Origin of the sequence: Pseudomonas sp. s4, assembly GCF_046764235.1 — a bacterium.
Taxonomy (GTDB): domain Bacteria; phylum Pseudomonadota; class Gammaproteobacteria; order Pseudomonadales; family Pseudomonadaceae; genus Aquipseudomonas; species Aquipseudomonas asiatica.
Window position 1 is genome coordinate 1,434,561 of record NZ_CP177209.1, and the last position, 15,066, is coordinate 1,449,626.

Sequence of the window (15,066 nt, forward strand, 5' to 3'; positions counted from 1 at the left end):
GATGCTTTGAAAAAAGCTCGCCGCCGTGCGCATTTATAGAAAGCGTCTAATCTAAATTCTCAATTCTTTTCGGCTGCGGCCCAGCGGACTCAGACAGGATGTTCTGGCCATGGTAAAGATGGCGCGCTTCGCATTTCTCTCCTTGGCAGCCTTGCTGGCTGCCTGCTCCAGCCGTGCGCCTGCGCCGGCCCCTGTGGTACAGCCGCAGGTAACCTATAGCCAGCCCAGCCCTTCGCCGATTGCCGATGACGTGCTGATGCGTGCTATCGGCCTGGTGGGCACGCCTTATCGCTGGGGCGGCAACACGCCGGACTCCGGTTTCGATTGCAGTGGCCTGATCAAGTACGTCTACCGTGATGCTGCTGGCATAAGCCTGCCGCGTTCGACGCGTGAGATGATCGTCATGCGCGCGCCAACCGTGGATGCCAAGTCGCTGCAGTCCGGTGACCTGGTGTTCTTCGCCACCAGTGGCGGCTCGCAGGTCAGCCATGCCGGCATTTATGTGGGGGAAGGGCGCTTCGTGCATGCACCTTCCAGCGGTGGCACGGTGCGCCTGGACTACCTGTCCAACAGCTACTGGGCCAAGGCTTACCTGCAGGCCAAGCGCGTCATTCCGCAAGGGCATCTGGCGCAGAACCCCTGAGGACAGGCGGGGTTTTGCTCACCCGCCAGACCACATTGCCGACATCATCGGCTACCAGCACGCCGCCACGCCCGTCGGTGATTACGCCGACCGGGCGCCCTTGGGCCTTGCCATGCTCATCCAGAAAACCGGTAAGCAGGTCCACAGGCTTGCCCGAGGGTTTTCCTGACGGGTCGAAAGGCACGAAAATCACCTTGTAGCCGCTGTGTGGCTTGCGGTTCCACGACCCGTGCTGGCCCACGAATGCCCCTTGTTCGAAGGGCGGTGGTAGCCCGTTCGGTTCGGCGAATGCCAGCCCCAGCGATGCCGTGTGTGGGCCTACGGCGTAGTCGGGCACCAGCGCCTGGGCTACTTTTTCAGGCGCTGGCGGTTGCACGCGCTCGTCCACGTGGCGGCCGTAGTAGCTATAGGGCCAGCCATAGAAACCGCCGTCCTTCACGGAAGTGATGTAGTCCGGTACCAGATCGCTACCGATCTCGTCACGCTCGTTGACTGCCGTCCACAACGTACCGCTGTGTGGCTCCCAGGCCAGGCCGTTAGGGTTGCGCAGGCCGGTGGCGAACAGGCGGTGCTGGCCGCTGGTGGGGTCCACTTCCCAGATCGCGGCGCGCCCCTGTTCCTTGTCCATGCCGTTTTCGCCTACGTTGCTGTTGGAGCCGACCGTCACGAAAAGCTTCTTGCCATCAGGGCTGGCGATTACGTTCTTGGTCCAGTGGTGGTTGAGCGGCCCGCCTGGCAACTCGACTACCGGCTGGCCTTCATTGCGAATTTGCATGGCACCGGGCTCATAGTGAAAGCGCAGCAACCTGTCGGTGTTGGCGACGTAGAGGTCCTTGCCGACCAGGGCCATGCCGAACGGTGAGTTTAGCTCTTCGATGAAGGTCGTACGGATTTCAGCCACGCCGTCGTGGTCGGCATCACGTAGCAGGGTAATGCGGTTTGCGCTGGGTACGCCTGCGCCTGCCCGCTTCATCACCTTCTTCATGACCCAGCCGCGCAGGCCCTTGCCATCTTCGGGCTTGGGCGGGGCATTGGTTTCGGCCACCAGGACGTCGCCGTTGGGCAGCAGGTATAGCCAGCGAGGGTGGTCGAGCCCGCTGGCGAACGCTTTCACCTGAGTGCCTGGTGCTGCCTCGGGCTTGGCGTCCTTGGGCCAGCCCACTGCCGGGGCGATATTCACGGTGGGGAGGGTGGTCTTGACCGGAGCAGGCAGCTGGGGGGTTGGGCCACTGCCGTCGAGTACATTCAGCAGGGCGGTTTCGCCGCAGGCAGTCAGGCTGGCGGCCAATAACCAAGGCGTCAGGTGTTTCATGGGGCGGCGTCCTCCTAACAGGGCCTATGAATTGAGAGGTCGGTGACATTCGCCAGGTTCCCGGAACCATCCAACTGCCGTTGCCGTTGCCGTTGCCGTTGCCGTTGCCGTTGCCGTTGCTTTTGCTTTTGCTTTTGCTTTTGCTTTTGCTTTTAAGCGCGCAATAGTTCAGGCGCCGCCGATTGCGACTTCAGGAGGCCGAGCGGAGGGACTGCGGAGGGAGGTGACGGGCATGGATGCCCGTCAAGCGCTGAGGCCCCATGGATGGGGCCTGCAGCGCGTACTCCCGGGAGCAGGCCCGTAGCGAGGGGACCCCGGAGCGGAGCGTAGGGGCCGGATGATAGGAGCCAGCGTTTTTTGGTTACTTTTTGTCGCGTTTGACAAAAAGTGACCCGCCGTAAGGGCGGAAAGGTGATTAAGCGCCACCTTCGCAAATGAATGTTGACCTTGTTGTTGATGCCCACGCTTGAAGCGAAGAGCGAAGAGCGAAGAGCGGAAAAGTACTGGTCTTGATCTCGCGCATAGTCCATTTACGATGGCGACGCTTACTCACCTTTTCGCCCTTACGGCGAGTCACTTTTTGCCAAACGCGGCAAAAAGTAACCAAAAAACGCTGCGCTCCCATCATCCGGCCCCTCCGCTACGCTACGGGGTTCCCTCGCGCCGGTCTTGCTCCCGGGAGTACGCGCTGCAGGCCCCATCCATGGGGCCTCAGCGCTTGACGGGCATCCATGCCCGTCACCTCCCTCCGCAAGCCCTCTGCTCGGCCTCCTGAAGTCGCGAAGATCAAGATCAAGATCAAGATCAAGATCAAGATCAAGAGCAAGAGCAAGAGCAAGAGCAAGAGCAAGAGCAAGAGCAAGAGCAAGAGCAAGCAGGTCTGGTGGTGGCTCAATGTGCTAGTGAGATGCGCCGCTGCTGTTGCAAAGGTGGCGTGGGGGCGAGACCAAGAATCAGATTTAACACCTTTCTTGTAGGCCGTTTCCCAAAGATACTCTTAACACCTATTCTCCGTTGCGCGCGCCAAATGCGGTCTCTAGTCTCGGCATGTCGTTGACCTTCAATGACCGGGTTAGCCGCCCGAAATCGTCAGACACCGCAGCTGAGCAATACCGAGTAATCGGCATTGGCGCCTTATGGCGGCTGTGCGTGGGGCACCTGCGGGTGCGCCGGGTGCCTGACGTCCCGGTCGGCTAACCCACGTACAGCTGCCACCATACTGTTTAGCCGCGGTCGGTGGTCGCTTCACTACGACAGGAGCCTTAAATGACCACCGATGACACGAAATGCACAGTCGGCAAAACCATATTCTTTCAAGGTGAAAACCAGACCCACCCCCTGTTTCGCATCGAACCCGGCATCTCCTGCCAGAACGCCCGCGAACAAGCCTCGGAATTGATCGGCTATGCACGGGACCTGACCATCGACGGCCTGATGGAAGACAAGCCAAAGCTGATCTGGGCCGCGCACTACCTTTGCGCCTTGGGCAAAGCGCTGCTGGATGATGCCGAACTCGGCATGATGCGTTAAGACCTGAAAGGCGCGCAGGCCATTCGCGGCACGGGCCGCGCTCTCATGGAACCGCATATAACTGAAAGGTTTAGCAGGGGCTCTGTGGGAGCGGGCGCGCCCGCGAACACCGGCGCAGCCGGTGCCAGCCACCGCGTTGGATTCTTCGCGGGCACGCCCGCTCCCACAGAAGCCACGTCGCGCTTGCGAAACGAGTTCCGGCCCCGGCCCGAGCCGAAGTTGCTTCAAGCCTGCTTGAGCAGCAACGCCACCCCCGGGAAATACTGCCCCAGCTCGTTGTGCAACTTGCGGTAGGCATACGGGAAGTACCAGGCGATGGCACAGGCGGTATGTTTCTGCAGATCGTCGACCAGGTCCTGCAGTTCCTCGGGGCTGGCATGCTGGCCAGCCTTCCACGGGCTGATGAACAGCGCACCAGCTTTCAACTGGCTGGGGTAGGCCACCTGGCGCGCCAGGGCAGTGGTCTGCTGCAGGGCGTCGGCCATGTCCAGCCGAGCGATTCTTGGCCAGCGCTGACTGACACTGAGGTACAGCGCTTCATCGGCACTGCTGATCGACAGGTCGCAGCGCCCTTCGTGTTCACCTTCGTCGCGTTGCTTCTTGCCGGCAAACTGCTGCAGCGCCGCCAGTTCGGCTTGCCAGGCCGCTGCGGCAAGCAGCCCCGTATTGGCGGCGGCGCCATGCCAGTAAGGTGCTTCGGCATCGCCAGCAAACTGGTTGAAGCGGTCAATACAGTCGCCCCAGCGCTCCAGCACCGGAGCAAGAAACTCCAGGCGCGGGTTGTTGATGATCTGGCCTCGCATGCTGCGCTCTCCTGTTATCGTTGTGATCGCGTTCAGCTGAAAGTGATGGCTATGTGATATCACTGTATTCAGTGTGGCACAACCAGGTGAATTGGCCATTACCCGGGCGGTGCCTGTTCGGTTGCAAAGCGGCCCGCTTCGATTGACGCTCCCGGTCCAACCCTCTAACCTTCGCGCGTGTTTCAGGTGCCCTGCCAGCCCCGACTGGGCAGGGTGAAACTGGGAAGCCGGTGGGTGCCAGCATGGCGCGATTCCGGCGCTGCCCCCGCAACGGTAGGTGAGTCGCGGCCGCGCAGGGCCACTGGGTGCCAGCACCCGGGAAGGCGCGCAGGCCTGGGCCAAGGCCCGCTCACAAGCCCGGAGACCGGCCTGATACTGCCAACGGCATCACGGAGGGTGATGCGCGGTGCACCGTTGCCTACGGCCACGGCCCCTGCGCGTTCTCCGTCTGCCCGCCTTTTATCTGTCGCCGCGCGTTGCCGCGGGCGCCAGCCAGCGGAGAACCCTGATGAGCGAATCCACCGAACGCGACGAACGCCACCTGGCGCGCATGCAGCGCAAGAAGGCGATCATCGACGAACGTATCGCCAATTCCCCCAACGAATGCGGCCTGCTGCTGGTGCTTACCGGCAACGGCAAGGGCAAGAGCAGCTCGGCCTTCGGTATGCTCGCGCGCGCACTGGGCCATGGCATGCAATGCGGTGTGGTGCAGTTCATCAAAGGCCGCAACAGCACCGGCGAAGAGCTGTTCTTCCGCCGTTTCCCCGAGCAGGTGCGCTACCACGTGATGGGCGAGGGCTTTACCTGGGAAACCCAGGATCGCCAGCGCGACATCGCCGCCGCCGAAGCCGCCTGGGCTGTTTCGCGCCAGTTGCTGCAAGACCCTGCCGTGCAGTTCGTGGTGCTCGATGAACTGAACATCGCCCTCAAGCACGGCTACCTCGACCTTGACCAGGTGCTGTCCGACATCCAGGCTCGCCCACCGATGCAGCATGTGATCGTCACTGGCCGTGCCGCGAAACCCGAGATGATCGAGCTGGCCGACACCGTGACCGAAATGGGCATGCTCAAGCACGCGTTCCAGGCCGGTATCCGTGCACAGAAGGGCGTGGAACTGTGAGCCAGTCGCGCCATTGCCCTGCGGTACTGATCGCGGCACCGGCCTCTGGTCAGGGCAAGACCACCGTCACCGCCGCCCTGGCCCGCCTGCACCGCAACCTTGGGCGCAAGGTGCGGGTGTTCAAGTGCGGCCCCGACTTTCTCGACCCGATGATCCTTGAGCGGGCCAGCGGCGCGCCGGTGTACCAGCTCGACCTGTGGATGATCGGCGCCGAGGAAAGCCGCCGCCTTCTGTGGGAGGCAGCCGGGGAGGCCGACCTGATCCTGATCGAAGGGGTGATGGGGCTGTTCGACGGCACGCCGTCCAGCGCCGACCTGGCGCGTCACTTCGGCGTGCCGGTACTGGCAGTGATCGACGGCACGGCCATGGCCCAGACCTTTGGCGCCTTGGCCCTGGGCCTGGCACGCTACCAGGCGGACCTGCCGTTTGCCGGTGTGTTGGCCAATCGGGTCGGCAGCCTGCGCCACGCGCAACTGCTGGAAGGTAGCCTGACCGAAGGCCTGCGCTGGTATGGCGGCTTGTCCCGCGAGCGCGGTATAGAGCTGCCCAGCCGCCACCTGGGGCTGGTCCAGGCCAGCGAGCTGAACGACCTGGACGCTCGTCTGGATGCCGCTGCCGAAGCGCTTGGCGCCAGTTGCGATGCCGCCTTGCCGCCGCCAGTGACCTTTGCCGAACCCGAGCCGCAAGCCAGTGTCGCCTCGTTGACCGGTGTGCGCATTGGCGTGGCGCGGGACGAGGCCTTTGCCTTCACCTATGGCGCCAACCTCGACCTGCTGCGCAACCTGGGCGCGCAGCTGGAGTTTTTCTCGCCGCTGCATGACCGCGAACTACCAGCAGTGGACAGCCTGTATCTGCCGGGCGGTTATCCCGAACTGCACCACCACGCCCTGGCTGCCAACGCGCCAATGAGCGAGGCGATCCGTGCCCATCACGCCCAGGGCAAACCGTTGCTGGCAGAGTGCGGCGGCATGCTGTACCTGCTCGATGCCCTGACCGACGTGGCCGGCGAGCGTGCCGAGCTGCTCGGCCTGCTGCCGGGCGAAGCGACCATGCAGAAGCGCCTGGCTGCCTTGGCCCTGCAGGCGGTGGAACTGCCGGAAGGCACCCTGCGCGGTCACACCTATCACCATTCGTTGACCAGTACCGTACTGGAGCCGATCGCACGTGGCCTGAGCCCCAACGGCGGGCGCGGCAACGAAGCGGTGTACCGTCTGGGTCGGCTGACGGCTTCCTACGTGCACTTCTACTTTCCCTCCAACCCTGATGCGGCGGCGGCGCTGTTGCGACCATGAGCGAATACGCCTACAGCGACGCCGAGCGCGCCGCGATCTATCGGGCCATCGGTGAACGCCGTGACATGCGCCATTTCGCCGGAGGCGAGGTAGCCCCGGAACTGCTGGGGCGCCTGTTGGCCGCCGCGCATCAGGCGCCGAGCGTCGGGCTGATGCAGCCCTGGCGTTTCATCCGCATCACCCGGCGCGATTTGCGTGCGCGCATCCAGGCGTTGGTGGAAGCAGAGCGGGTGCGTACCGCCGAAGCCTTGGGCGAACGCTCCGATGCCTTCATGAAACTGAAGGTGGAAGGCATCAATGACTGCGCCGAGCTGCTGGTGGCCGCCCTGATGGACAACCGCGAGCCGCACATCTTCGGCCGCCGCACCCTGCCGGAAATGGACCTGGCCTCGCTGGCCTGCGCCATCCAGAACCTTTGGCTGGCAGCCCGTGGCGAAGGCCTTGGCATGGGTTGGGTGTCGCTGTTCGACCCGCAGGCGCTGGCGGCGCTGCTGGGTATGCCGAGTGGGGCCAAGCCGGTCGCGGTGCTGTGCCTGGGGCCGGTGACCGAGTTCTATCCGGCACCAATGCTGGTGCTGGAAAACTGGGCCGAGGAACGGCCCTTGAGTGAAATGCTCTTTGAGAACCAATGGGCAGAGCGCCAATGAGCGTGGCCTTGCTGACCGTGGCCGGGGTGGCCCTGGATGCCTTGCTGGGCGAGCCGCAGCGGCGCCACCCGCTGGTGGCCGTTGGCAACATGGCCAGTAACCTGGAGCGCCGCCTCAATGCCGGTGGGCGCGGCTGGCGCAGTCACGGGGTGAGCGCATGGTTCCTGGCTGTGGTGCCGCTTACCCTGGTGGCACTGATTCTGTCCTGGCTGCCGTACATCGGCTGGCTGGTCGACGTGCTGGCGCTCTACTGCGCCGTCGGGCTGCGCAGCCTGGGTGAACACGTGTTACCAGTGGCCAGTGCCTTGCGCCAGGGTGACCTGCAAGAAGCGCGGCGCCGTGTGGGCTACCTGGTCAGCCGCGAAACCCGCGAACTTGACGAGCCTGCGGTGGCCCGGGCGGCCACCGAATCGGTGCTGGAAAATGGCAGCGATGCGGTATTCGCCGCGCTGTTCTGGTTCGTGGTCGCCGGCGCGCCTGGCGTGGTGCTGTACCGCCTGAGCAACACCTTGGATGCCATGTGGGGCTACCGCAACGAGCGCTTCGAACGCTTCGGCTGGTGTGCGGCGCGTGTCGATGATGTGCTCAACTATATTCCCGCCAGGCTGGTGGCGTTGACCTACGCGCTGCTGGGCAAGACCCGCCTGGCCCTGGCCTGCTGGCGCAAGCAGGGCCCGCTGTGGGACAGCCCCAATGCCGGGCCGGTGATGGCCGCCGGTGCTGGTGCGTTAGGGGTGGAACTCGGTGGCCCGGCGGTGTACCACGGCGAGCTGCATGAGCGGCCACGCCTGGGTGACGGGCCAATGGCCGACGCCGACGCCATCGAGCGCGGCTGGGGCCTGGTCCAGCGCGGCGTATGGCTATGGCTGCTGGTGATCTGCCTGGGGGCCTATATCAATGCTTGAACACGGAGGCCGCCTGCTGCGGGCGGTACGGCAATACGGCATCGCCCGCGAGCAGTGGCTCGACCTGTCCAGCGGCATTGCGCCATGGCCTTTCCCGATTCCACAGATCCCCATGGAGGCCTGGGCCCGCCTGCCGGAGACCGAGGACGGCCTGGAGGACGCCGCGCGTGCGTATTACGGCGCCCGCCAATTGCTGGCGGTGGCCGGTTCCCAGGCCGCGATCCAGGCCTTGCCGCTGTTGCGCGCAGCCGGCCGGGTGGGGGTGTTGACGCCTTGCTATGCCGAGCACCCATACGCCTGGCAACGGGCGGGGCACCAGTTGCTGGAGCTGGACGAAGCGCAGGTAGAGGCGACGCTCGACAGCCTCGACGTACTGGTGCTGGTCAACCCCAACAACCCCACCGGCCGCCGGGTGCCGCGTGAACGCCTGCTGGATTGGCATGCGCGCCTGGCCGCCCGCGGTGGTTGGCTGCTGGTCGATGAAGCGTTCATGGACAACACCCCTGCGCAAAGCGTGGTCGATTGTGCCGAGCGCCCGGGGCTGATTGTGCTGCGCTCGTTCGGCAAGTTCTTCGGCCTGGCCGGCGTGCGCCTGGGGTTCGTTGCCGCCGAACGCAGCCTGCTGCTGCGCCTGGCCGAGTTGCTTGGGCCGTGGACCGTCAATGGCCCGACCCGGGTGCTGGCCCAGGCCAGCCTGGCCGACCACGCCGCCCAGCGTGTGCAGGTCGAACGCTGCGCTGCCGCCAGCCAGCGGCTGGCTATGCTGTTGCGCAGCGCCGGCCTGGCGCCCAGCGGCGGTTGCGACCTGTTCCAGTACGTGCGCAGCGAGCACGCTGCGCAACTGCATGACTTTCTTGCCCGCCGCGGCATCCTGGTGCGGCTGTTCGAGCAGCCGTCGGCGGTACGCCTTGGGCTGCCTGCCCATGCGGCGGACGAACAGCGCCTGGCCCAGGCCCTGGCGGCCTATCAGAAGGAAACGGCATGACCACCCTCATGGTGCAAGGCACCACCTCCGACGCCGGCAAGAGCACGCTGGTGACCGCACTGTGCCGCTGGCTGTTGCGCCAGGGCGTCGGCGTGGTGCCGTTCAAGCCGCAGAACATGGCGCTGAACAGCGCGGTGACCGCCGATGGCGGTGAAATCGGCCGGGCCCAGGCGGTGCAGGCCCAGGCCTGCCGGCTGCAACCACACACCGACATGAACCCGGTGCTGCTCAAGCCCAACAGCGACACCGGCGCCCAGGTGATCATCCATGGCCGTGCCGTCACCAGCATGAACGCGGTGGCCTACCACGACTACAAGGCCATCGCCATGCAGGCGGTGCTGGCTTCGCACCTGCGTCTGAGTGCTGCCTGGCCGGTGGTCATGGTCGAAGGCGCGGGCTCGCCGGCGGAGATCAACCTGCGTGCCGGTGACATCGCCAACATGGGCTTTGCCGAAGCGGTGGACTGCCCGGTGATTCTGGTTGCCGACATCAATCGTGGTGGTGTGTTCGCCCATCTGGTCGGCACGCTGGAACTGCTGTCGCCCAGTGAGCAGGCGCGGGTAAAGGGCTTTGTCATCAACCGCTTCCGCGGCGACATCGCCTTGCTGCAGCCGGGGCTGGATTGGCTGGAGCAGCGCACCGGCAAGCCGGTGCTGGGCGTGCTGCCGTATGTCACCGATCTGCATCTGGAAGCCGAAGACGGCATCGACGCACGCCAGGGGGCAAAGGCCGAGCGCGTGCTCAAGGTGATCGTCCCGGCACTGCCGCGTATCAGTAACCACACCGACTTTGACCCGCTGCGCCTGCACCCCCAGGTGGACCTGCAGTTCATCGGCGCGGGCCAGCCGATCCCGGCCGCCGACCTGATCATCCTGCCGGGTTCCAAGAGTGTGCGCGGCGACCTGGCGCAACTGCGTGAGCGCGGTTGGGACAAGGCCATCGACCGGCACCTGCGCTATGGCGGCAAGCTGATCGGGATCTGCGGCGGCCTGCAGATGCTGGGCCGCGAAGTGCATGACCCGCTTGGTCTCGAAGGGGTCGCCGGCTCCAGCCCGGGGCTTGGCCTGCTCGATTACGCCACGGTGCTCGAAGCCGAGAAGCAACTGCGCAACGTTGCCGGCACGCTGAACCTCGAAGCAGTCCCGGTTGCCGGTTATGAAATTCATGCCGGCGTCACCACGGGGCCTGCTCTGGAGCAGCCAGCCGTGCAACTTGCCGATGGCCGTTGCGATGGCGCTGTCAGCGCTGATGGCCAGATACTTGCCACCTACCTGCACGGCCTGTTCGAAGGCAGCCAGTCGTGCGCGGCGCTGCTGCGCTGGGCTGGGCTGGATGATGTGCAGGCCGTCGATTACCAGGCCCTGCGCGAACGCGATATAGAGCGCCTGGCCGACCTGGTGGAAAAGCACCTGGACACCGCGCGCCTGCGCCAGCTCTGTGGGGTAGCCTGACATGCTCAACCTGATCCTCGGCGGCGCCCGCTCGGGCAAGAGCCGCCTGGCCGAACAGCTGGCCAGCGCCAGTGGCCTGCCGGTGACCTACATCGCCACCAGCCAGCCGCTGGATGGTGAAATGAACGAACGCGTGCTGCTGCATCGCCAGCGTCGCCCTGATGACTGGGGGTTGATCGAGGAACCCCTGGCCCTGGCCGCGGTACTGCGCGCCGAAGCGGCCGAAGGGCGCTGCCTGCTGGTGGATTGCCTGACCCTCTGGCTGACCAACCTGCTGATGCTCGAAGACGACCAGCGCCTGGCCGAGGAGCGTGATGCGCTGCTGGCCTGCCTGGAACAGTTGCCGGGCACGGTCATCCTGGTCAGTAACGAAACCGGCCTGGGCGTCGTGCCCATGGGCGAGCTGACTCGTCGCTATGTCGACCTGGCCGGCTGGCTGCACCAGGCCGTGGCCGAACGCTGTCAGCGCGTGGTGCTGACTGTGGCCGGCCTGCCCCTAATGCTCAAAGGACCTGCACTATGACCCAAGCCTGGTGGCGTGACGCCTGCCAACCTCTCGACAACGCCGCCATGGACCAGGCCCGCGCCCGTCAGCAACAGCTGACCAAACCTGCCGGTTCGCTAGGCCAACTGGAAGGATTGGCCATTCAGCTGGCCGGTCTGCAGGGGTGTGAACGGCCGACCTTGGATAACGCCGCAATCAGCATTTTTGCCGGTGACCACGGCGTGGTCGAGGAAGGCATCTCGGCCTACCCGCAAGCGGTGACCGGGCAGATGCTGCGCAACTTCGTCGGTGGTGGCGCGGCAATCAGCGTGCTGGCGCGCCAGCTGCAGGCGAGTCTGGAAGTGGTCGACCTGGGCACCATCGACCCCCACCTGGAACTGCCTGGCGTGCGCCACCTGCGCCTTGGCGCCGGTACCGCCAACTTCGCCCGCCAGCCGGCGATGACCGAGGGCCAGCTGCAGGCCGCCCTGCAGGCCGGTCGCGATAGTGCCCTGCGCGCCGCCGAACAGGGCGCGCAGCTGTTCATCGGGGGCGAGATGGGTATTGGCAACACCACGGCTGCCGCTGCCCTGGCTAGCGTGTTGCTCGGCTGCCCGCCGGCTGAATTGAGTGGCCCGGGTACCGGCCTGGACCACGCCGGGGTGCGGCACAAGGCCGAGGTCATCGAGCGTGCGTTGAGCCTGCATGGCCTTAGCGCCAACGATCCATTGCAGGCACTGGGCTGTGTCGGTGGTTTCGAGATCGCGGCCTTGGCCGGTGCCTACATTGGCTGCGCGCAGGCGGGTATCGCGGTACTGGTGGACGGCTTCATCTGCAGTGTCGCCGCGCTGCTGGCGGTGCGTCTCAACCCGCAGTGTCGGGCCTGGCTGGTGTTTGCCCACCAAGGCGCAGAGCCTGGGCACAAAGCCTTGCTCGACGCCTTGCAGGCCGAGCCGTTGCTGGCCCTGGGCCTGCGCCTGGGCGAGGGCAGTGGGGCTGCCCTGGCCGTGCCGCTGTTGCGCCTGGCCTGTGCGTTGCACGGGCAGATGGCGACCTTTGCCGAGGCTGCGGTGGCGGACCGCCCGGCATGATCCTCGACCTGCTGCGCCATGGCGAAACGGAACAGGGCGGCCTGCGTGGCAGCCTTGATGATGCCTTGACCGACAAGGGCTGGGCGCAGATGCGTGAAGCCGTGGCCGAAGCCGGCCCGTGGGAGGTGCTGGTCAGTTCGCCGCTGCAGCGCTGTGCGCGTTTTGCCGAGGAACTGGGCGAGCGGCTGAACCTGCCTGTGCAGCGCGAAGCGGCATTGCAGGAGCTGCATTTTGGCGACTGGGAGGGCCGTAGTGCCGCGCAGATCATGGAAGACCAGGCGGACGCGCTGGGGCGCTTCTGGGCGGACCCTTACGCGTTTACGCCACCTAATGGCGAGCCAGTCGAGGCGTTCGCCGAGCGAGTGCTGGCCGCTGTCGAGCGCCTGGGGCGCCAGCATGCTGGCAAGCGCGTGCTGCTGGTCACCCATGGCGGTGTGATGCGGCTGCTGCTGGCACGTGCCCGTGGTTTGCCAAGGGCGCAGTTGCTGCAGGTCGAAGTCGGCCACGCTGCGCTGATGCGACTGGTGCCGGGTGACGACGGCCAGTGGGTCGAGGGGCGCTGACATGTTGCCGTTGTGGATTGCCTTGCAGTTTCTCAGCAGCCTGCCGGTGAGTCTGCCGGGCATGCCGGCGCCGCGCGAGGTGGGGCGCTCGCTGCTCTGCTACCCGCTGGTCGGGTTGCTGTTCGGCCTGTTGCTGTGGCTGGCCAGCTACCTGCTGCAGGGCACGCCTGCGTCGCTGCACGCGGCCCTGCTGCTCACGTTGTGGGTGTTGCTCAGTGGCGCCTTGCACCTGGATGGCCTGGCGGACAGCGCCGACGCTTGGCTTGGCGGTTTCGGTGACCGCGAACGCACCTTGCTGATCATGAAGGACCCACGTAGCGGGCCGATTGCCGTGGTCACCCTGGTGCTGGTGCTGTTGCTGAAGTTCTGCGCTTTGTGGGTGCTGGTCGAGCAGGGCATTGGCGCACAGTTGCTACTGGCACCGTTGATCGGGCGGGCGGCGATGCTCGGGCTGTTCCTGAGTACGCCATATGTACGGCAGGGCGGTTTGGGGCAGGCGCTGGCCGAGCACCTGCCCCGGCATGCGGCCGGCTGGGTGCTGCTGGGCTGTGTGCTTTTCTGTCTGGTCCTGGGCGGGTGGATCGTGGTGCTGGCGTTGGCGGTGTTTGCCTGGTTGCGGCACCTGATGTGCCGGCGCCTGGGCGGGACTACCGGCGATACCGCTGGTGCAATGCTGGAGTTGCTCGAACTGGCCGTGGTGCTGGGGTTGGCGTTGGGCCTCTGAGCCTTGCTCTGGGCCCTGTAGGAGCGGCCTGGTGTCGCGAATGGGCTGCAAAGCAGCCCCGGCAATTTATGCACTAACGCTGAAGTCATGGGGCTGCTTTGCAGCCCTTTCGCGACACAAGGCCGCTCCTACAAGTGACCGCGCAAGCAGGATGTTTCTGTAGGGCGTTTCTGAGCCTAACGTGCTGGTAAAATCGTGAAAAAAATCGGCAAGAACCGGCATCTTTTCACTGGCGTATGCTTGCCCCTCCCGCAAACTGTCGAGGAGTGTCGGCACCATGCGTCATGTCATTCTTGCTGCGTTTTTGCTGGCCATGGGGCCTGCCGCCGTGGCAGCCGATCTCATGGATTTCTGGAACTACCCCCGCCACGGTGGCAACAGCTTCAACCGGCTGCCACCTGACCAAGCCTACTTCGACGCCTTGAGCGGTTATGGCGCGACGTGGGTGCGGCTGTCCTACGACAAATGGCAGCCGGCGGAACGCGATTTCCTCCTCGGCGATGCCGATGCCTACCAAGGCCTGCCTGCCGCCGACCTGGCAACGCTGCGAGCCACCCTCGACCGCGCCCACCAAGCCGGCCTCAAGGTGGTCATCGCACCGCTCTCGCTACCCGGCATGCGCTGGTCGCAAAACAACCATGGCCAGTTCGACGACCGCCTCTGGCAGGACAAACGCTACTGGTTGCAGGCTGCGGCCTTCTGGCGGGATCTGGCCCATGAGCTGAAAGGTCACCCGGCCATCGCCGCCTACAACCTGGTCAACGAGCCCGCCCCGGAGAAGCACGGTGGCCTGGCCGAGCATGCCGACCCTGGGCAAATGCAGCAGTGGTATGCAGGGCAGCAGGGCAGTGCGCGTGATCTGCCGGCTCTGTATCGGCAGTTGATAGCGGCCATTCGCGAGGAGGACGCGGACACGCCGGTCATGCTCGATGCCGGCTGGTTCGCCGCCGCTGATGCCTTCGGTTACTGGCCGGCTCCCCTGGAAGACCAGCGGGTGCTGTACAGCGTGCACATGTACGAGCCCTATCTGGTGACCAGTGCACCGAACATGACGCGCAAGCAACCCATCGCCTATCCCGGCCCGGCACCGTTTGCGGGGCAGACGCAGCAGTGGGATGGCCAGCGTGTGGCGCAATACCTGCGCCAGCCGCTGGATTGGGCCGCGGCCATGAACGTGCCCCGCTCGCGGCTGGTGGTGGGTGAGTTCGGCTGCATGCGCAGGCTGCCGGGCTGCCGGCAATACCTGGAAGACGTGCTCAGCGTGCTGGATCGCCACCGGTTGCACTGGGCCTTCTACAGCTTCCGTGAAGATAACTGGGACGGCATGGACTACGAATTGGGCTCGACCAGGGTACCGTGGCGCTATTGGCAGGCAATCGAGCAGGGCGCTCCAGACCCGCTGGCGCGCAAGGCCACGGTGGAGTTCGAGCCGATTCGCAAGCGCCTGAACCCAGGCTGAGGTGTCTGACAGTCGTGAAAACTCTTGCAACACACATGATGCGGGTATATACACGTA

General features: G+C 65.2%; 16 protein-coding genes and 1 riboswitch. Of the genes, 14 read left to right on the forward strand and 2 right to left on the reverse strand.

What is annotated here, in order from left to right:
* Nucleotides 1-109 precede the first annotated feature (109 nt).
* Nucleotides 110-643: a C40 family peptidase gene (locus ACK56M_RS06745; protein WP_013971371.1), complete on the forward strand. Its 534-nt coding sequence runs from the start codon at nucleotides 110-112 to the stop codon at nucleotides 641-643.
* On the opposite strand, the gene ACK56M_RS06750 is transcribed toward ACK56M_RS06745, so the two are convergent.
* Entirely contained in the window at nucleotides 609-1,955 is a 1,347-nt protein-coding gene (locus ACK56M_RS06750; RefSeq protein WP_191471924.1) for a PQQ-dependent sugar dehydrogenase, read from the reverse strand. The genes ACK56M_RS06745 and ACK56M_RS06750 overlap by 35 nt on opposite strands.
* Before the next feature lie 731 nt (nucleotides 1,956-2,686).
* On the opposite strand from ACK56M_RS06750, the gene ACK56M_RS06755 reads away from it, so the two are divergent.
* Nucleotides 2,687-2,932 (forward strand): hypothetical protein, encoded by a 246-nt coding sequence (locus ACK56M_RS06755; protein ID WP_411959311.1) that lies wholly within the window; start codon nucleotides 2,687-2,689, stop codon nucleotides 2,930-2,932.
* Between the two features lie 289 nt (nucleotides 2,933-3,221).
* A complete protein-coding gene (locus tag ACK56M_RS06760) occupies nucleotides 3,222-3,485 on the forward strand; it encodes a DUF3077 domain-containing protein (protein WP_085665788.1) in 264 nt (87 codons plus the stop codon).
* 224 nt (nucleotides 3,486-3,709) lie between these two features.
* Here the strand turns inward: ACK56M_RS06760 and ACK56M_RS06765 are convergent, their stop codons facing one another.
* Nucleotides 3,710-4,288, reverse strand: coding sequence for a hypothetical protein (locus ACK56M_RS06765; RefSeq protein ID WP_015269242.1), 579 nt, complete (start codon nucleotides 4,286-4,288; stop codon nucleotides 3,710-3,712).
* A gap of 167 nt (nucleotides 4,289-4,455) precedes the next feature.
* A riboswitch (cobalamin riboswitch) is annotated at nucleotides 4,456-4,676 on the forward strand.
* Between the two features lie 120 nt (nucleotides 4,677-4,796).
* Here ACK56M_RS06765 and cobO point away from each other — a divergent pair.
* The 11 genes from cobO to ACK56M_RS06820 all read left to right on the forward strand — a co-directional run bounded on the left by cobO (nucleotide 4,797) and on the right by ACK56M_RS06820 (nucleotide 15,009).
* A complete protein-coding gene (gene cobO, locus ACK56M_RS06770; protein WP_096010075.1) occupies nucleotides 4,797-5,408 on the forward strand; it encodes a cob(I)yrinic acid a,c-diamide adenosyltransferase in 612 nt (203 codons plus the stop codon).
* Nucleotides 5,405-6,700: a cobyrinate a,c-diamide synthase gene (locus tag ACK56M_RS06775; RefSeq protein ID WP_015269243.1), complete on the forward strand. Its 1,296-nt coding sequence runs from the start codon at nucleotides 5,405-5,407 to the stop codon at nucleotides 6,698-6,700. Before cobO ends, ACK56M_RS06775 begins: the two co-directional genes overlap by 4 nt.
* Nucleotides 6,697-7,347, forward strand: coding sequence for a 5,6-dimethylbenzimidazole synthase (gene bluB, locus ACK56M_RS06780; protein WP_411959312.1), 651 nt, complete (start codon nucleotides 6,697-6,699; stop codon nucleotides 7,345-7,347). The genes ACK56M_RS06775 and bluB overlap by 4 nt, the downstream gene beginning before the upstream one ends.
* Nucleotides 7,344-8,252: an adenosylcobinamide-phosphate synthase CbiB gene (cbiB, locus tag ACK56M_RS06785; RefSeq protein ID WP_411959313.1), complete on the forward strand. Its 909-nt coding sequence runs from the start codon at nucleotides 7,344-7,346 to the stop codon at nucleotides 8,250-8,252. Before bluB ends, cbiB begins: the two co-directional genes overlap by 4 nt.
* Entirely contained in the window at nucleotides 8,245-9,237 is a 993-nt protein-coding gene (gene cobD, locus ACK56M_RS06790) for a threonine-phosphate decarboxylase CobD (protein WP_015269246.1), read from the forward strand. Before cbiB ends, cobD begins: the two co-directional genes overlap by 8 nt.
* On the forward strand, nucleotides 9,234-10,688 hold the full coding sequence (locus ACK56M_RS06795; RefSeq protein ID WP_100414149.1) for a cobyric acid synthase: 1,455 nt from the start codon (nucleotides 9,234-9,236) through the stop codon (nucleotides 10,686-10,688). The genes cobD and ACK56M_RS06795 overlap by 4 nt, the downstream gene beginning before the upstream one ends.
* Nucleotide 10,689: 1 nt before the next feature.
* The gene (gene cobU, locus ACK56M_RS06800; RefSeq protein WP_013971381.1) at nucleotides 10,690-11,211 is read left to right on the forward strand and encodes a bifunctional adenosylcobinamide kinase/adenosylcobinamide-phosphate guanylyltransferase; all 522 of its coding nucleotides are present in this window, start codon (nucleotides 10,690-10,692) and stop codon (nucleotides 11,209-11,211) included.
* Complete coding sequence (gene cobT / locus ACK56M_RS06805) at nucleotides 11,208-12,263, forward strand: nicotinate-nucleotide--dimethylbenzimidazole phosphoribosyltransferase (protein ID WP_015269249.1); 1,056 nt, start codon at nucleotides 11,208-11,210, stop codon at nucleotides 12,261-12,263. The genes cobU and cobT overlap by 4 nt, the downstream gene beginning before the upstream one ends.
* On the forward strand, nucleotides 12,260-12,826 hold the full coding sequence (locus ACK56M_RS06810) for a histidine phosphatase family protein (protein WP_015269250.1): 567 nt from the start codon (nucleotides 12,260-12,262) through the stop codon (nucleotides 12,824-12,826). Before cobT ends, ACK56M_RS06810 begins: the two co-directional genes overlap by 4 nt.
* 1 nt (nucleotide 12,827) lies before the next feature.
* Nucleotides 12,828-13,550 carry an adenosylcobinamide-GDP ribazoletransferase gene (locus tag ACK56M_RS06815; protein ID WP_015269251.1) on the forward strand — a complete coding sequence of 241 codons (723 nt, stop codon included), beginning with the start codon at nucleotides 12,828-12,830 and terminating at the stop codon, nucleotides 13,548-13,550.
* A gap of 343 nt (nucleotides 13,551-13,893) precedes the next feature.
* Complete coding sequence (locus ACK56M_RS06820; protein ID WP_170976290.1) at nucleotides 13,894-15,009, forward strand: glycoside hydrolase family 5 protein; 1,116 nt, start codon at nucleotides 13,894-13,896, stop codon at nucleotides 15,007-15,009.
* Nucleotides 15,010-15,066 lie beyond the last annotated feature (57 nt).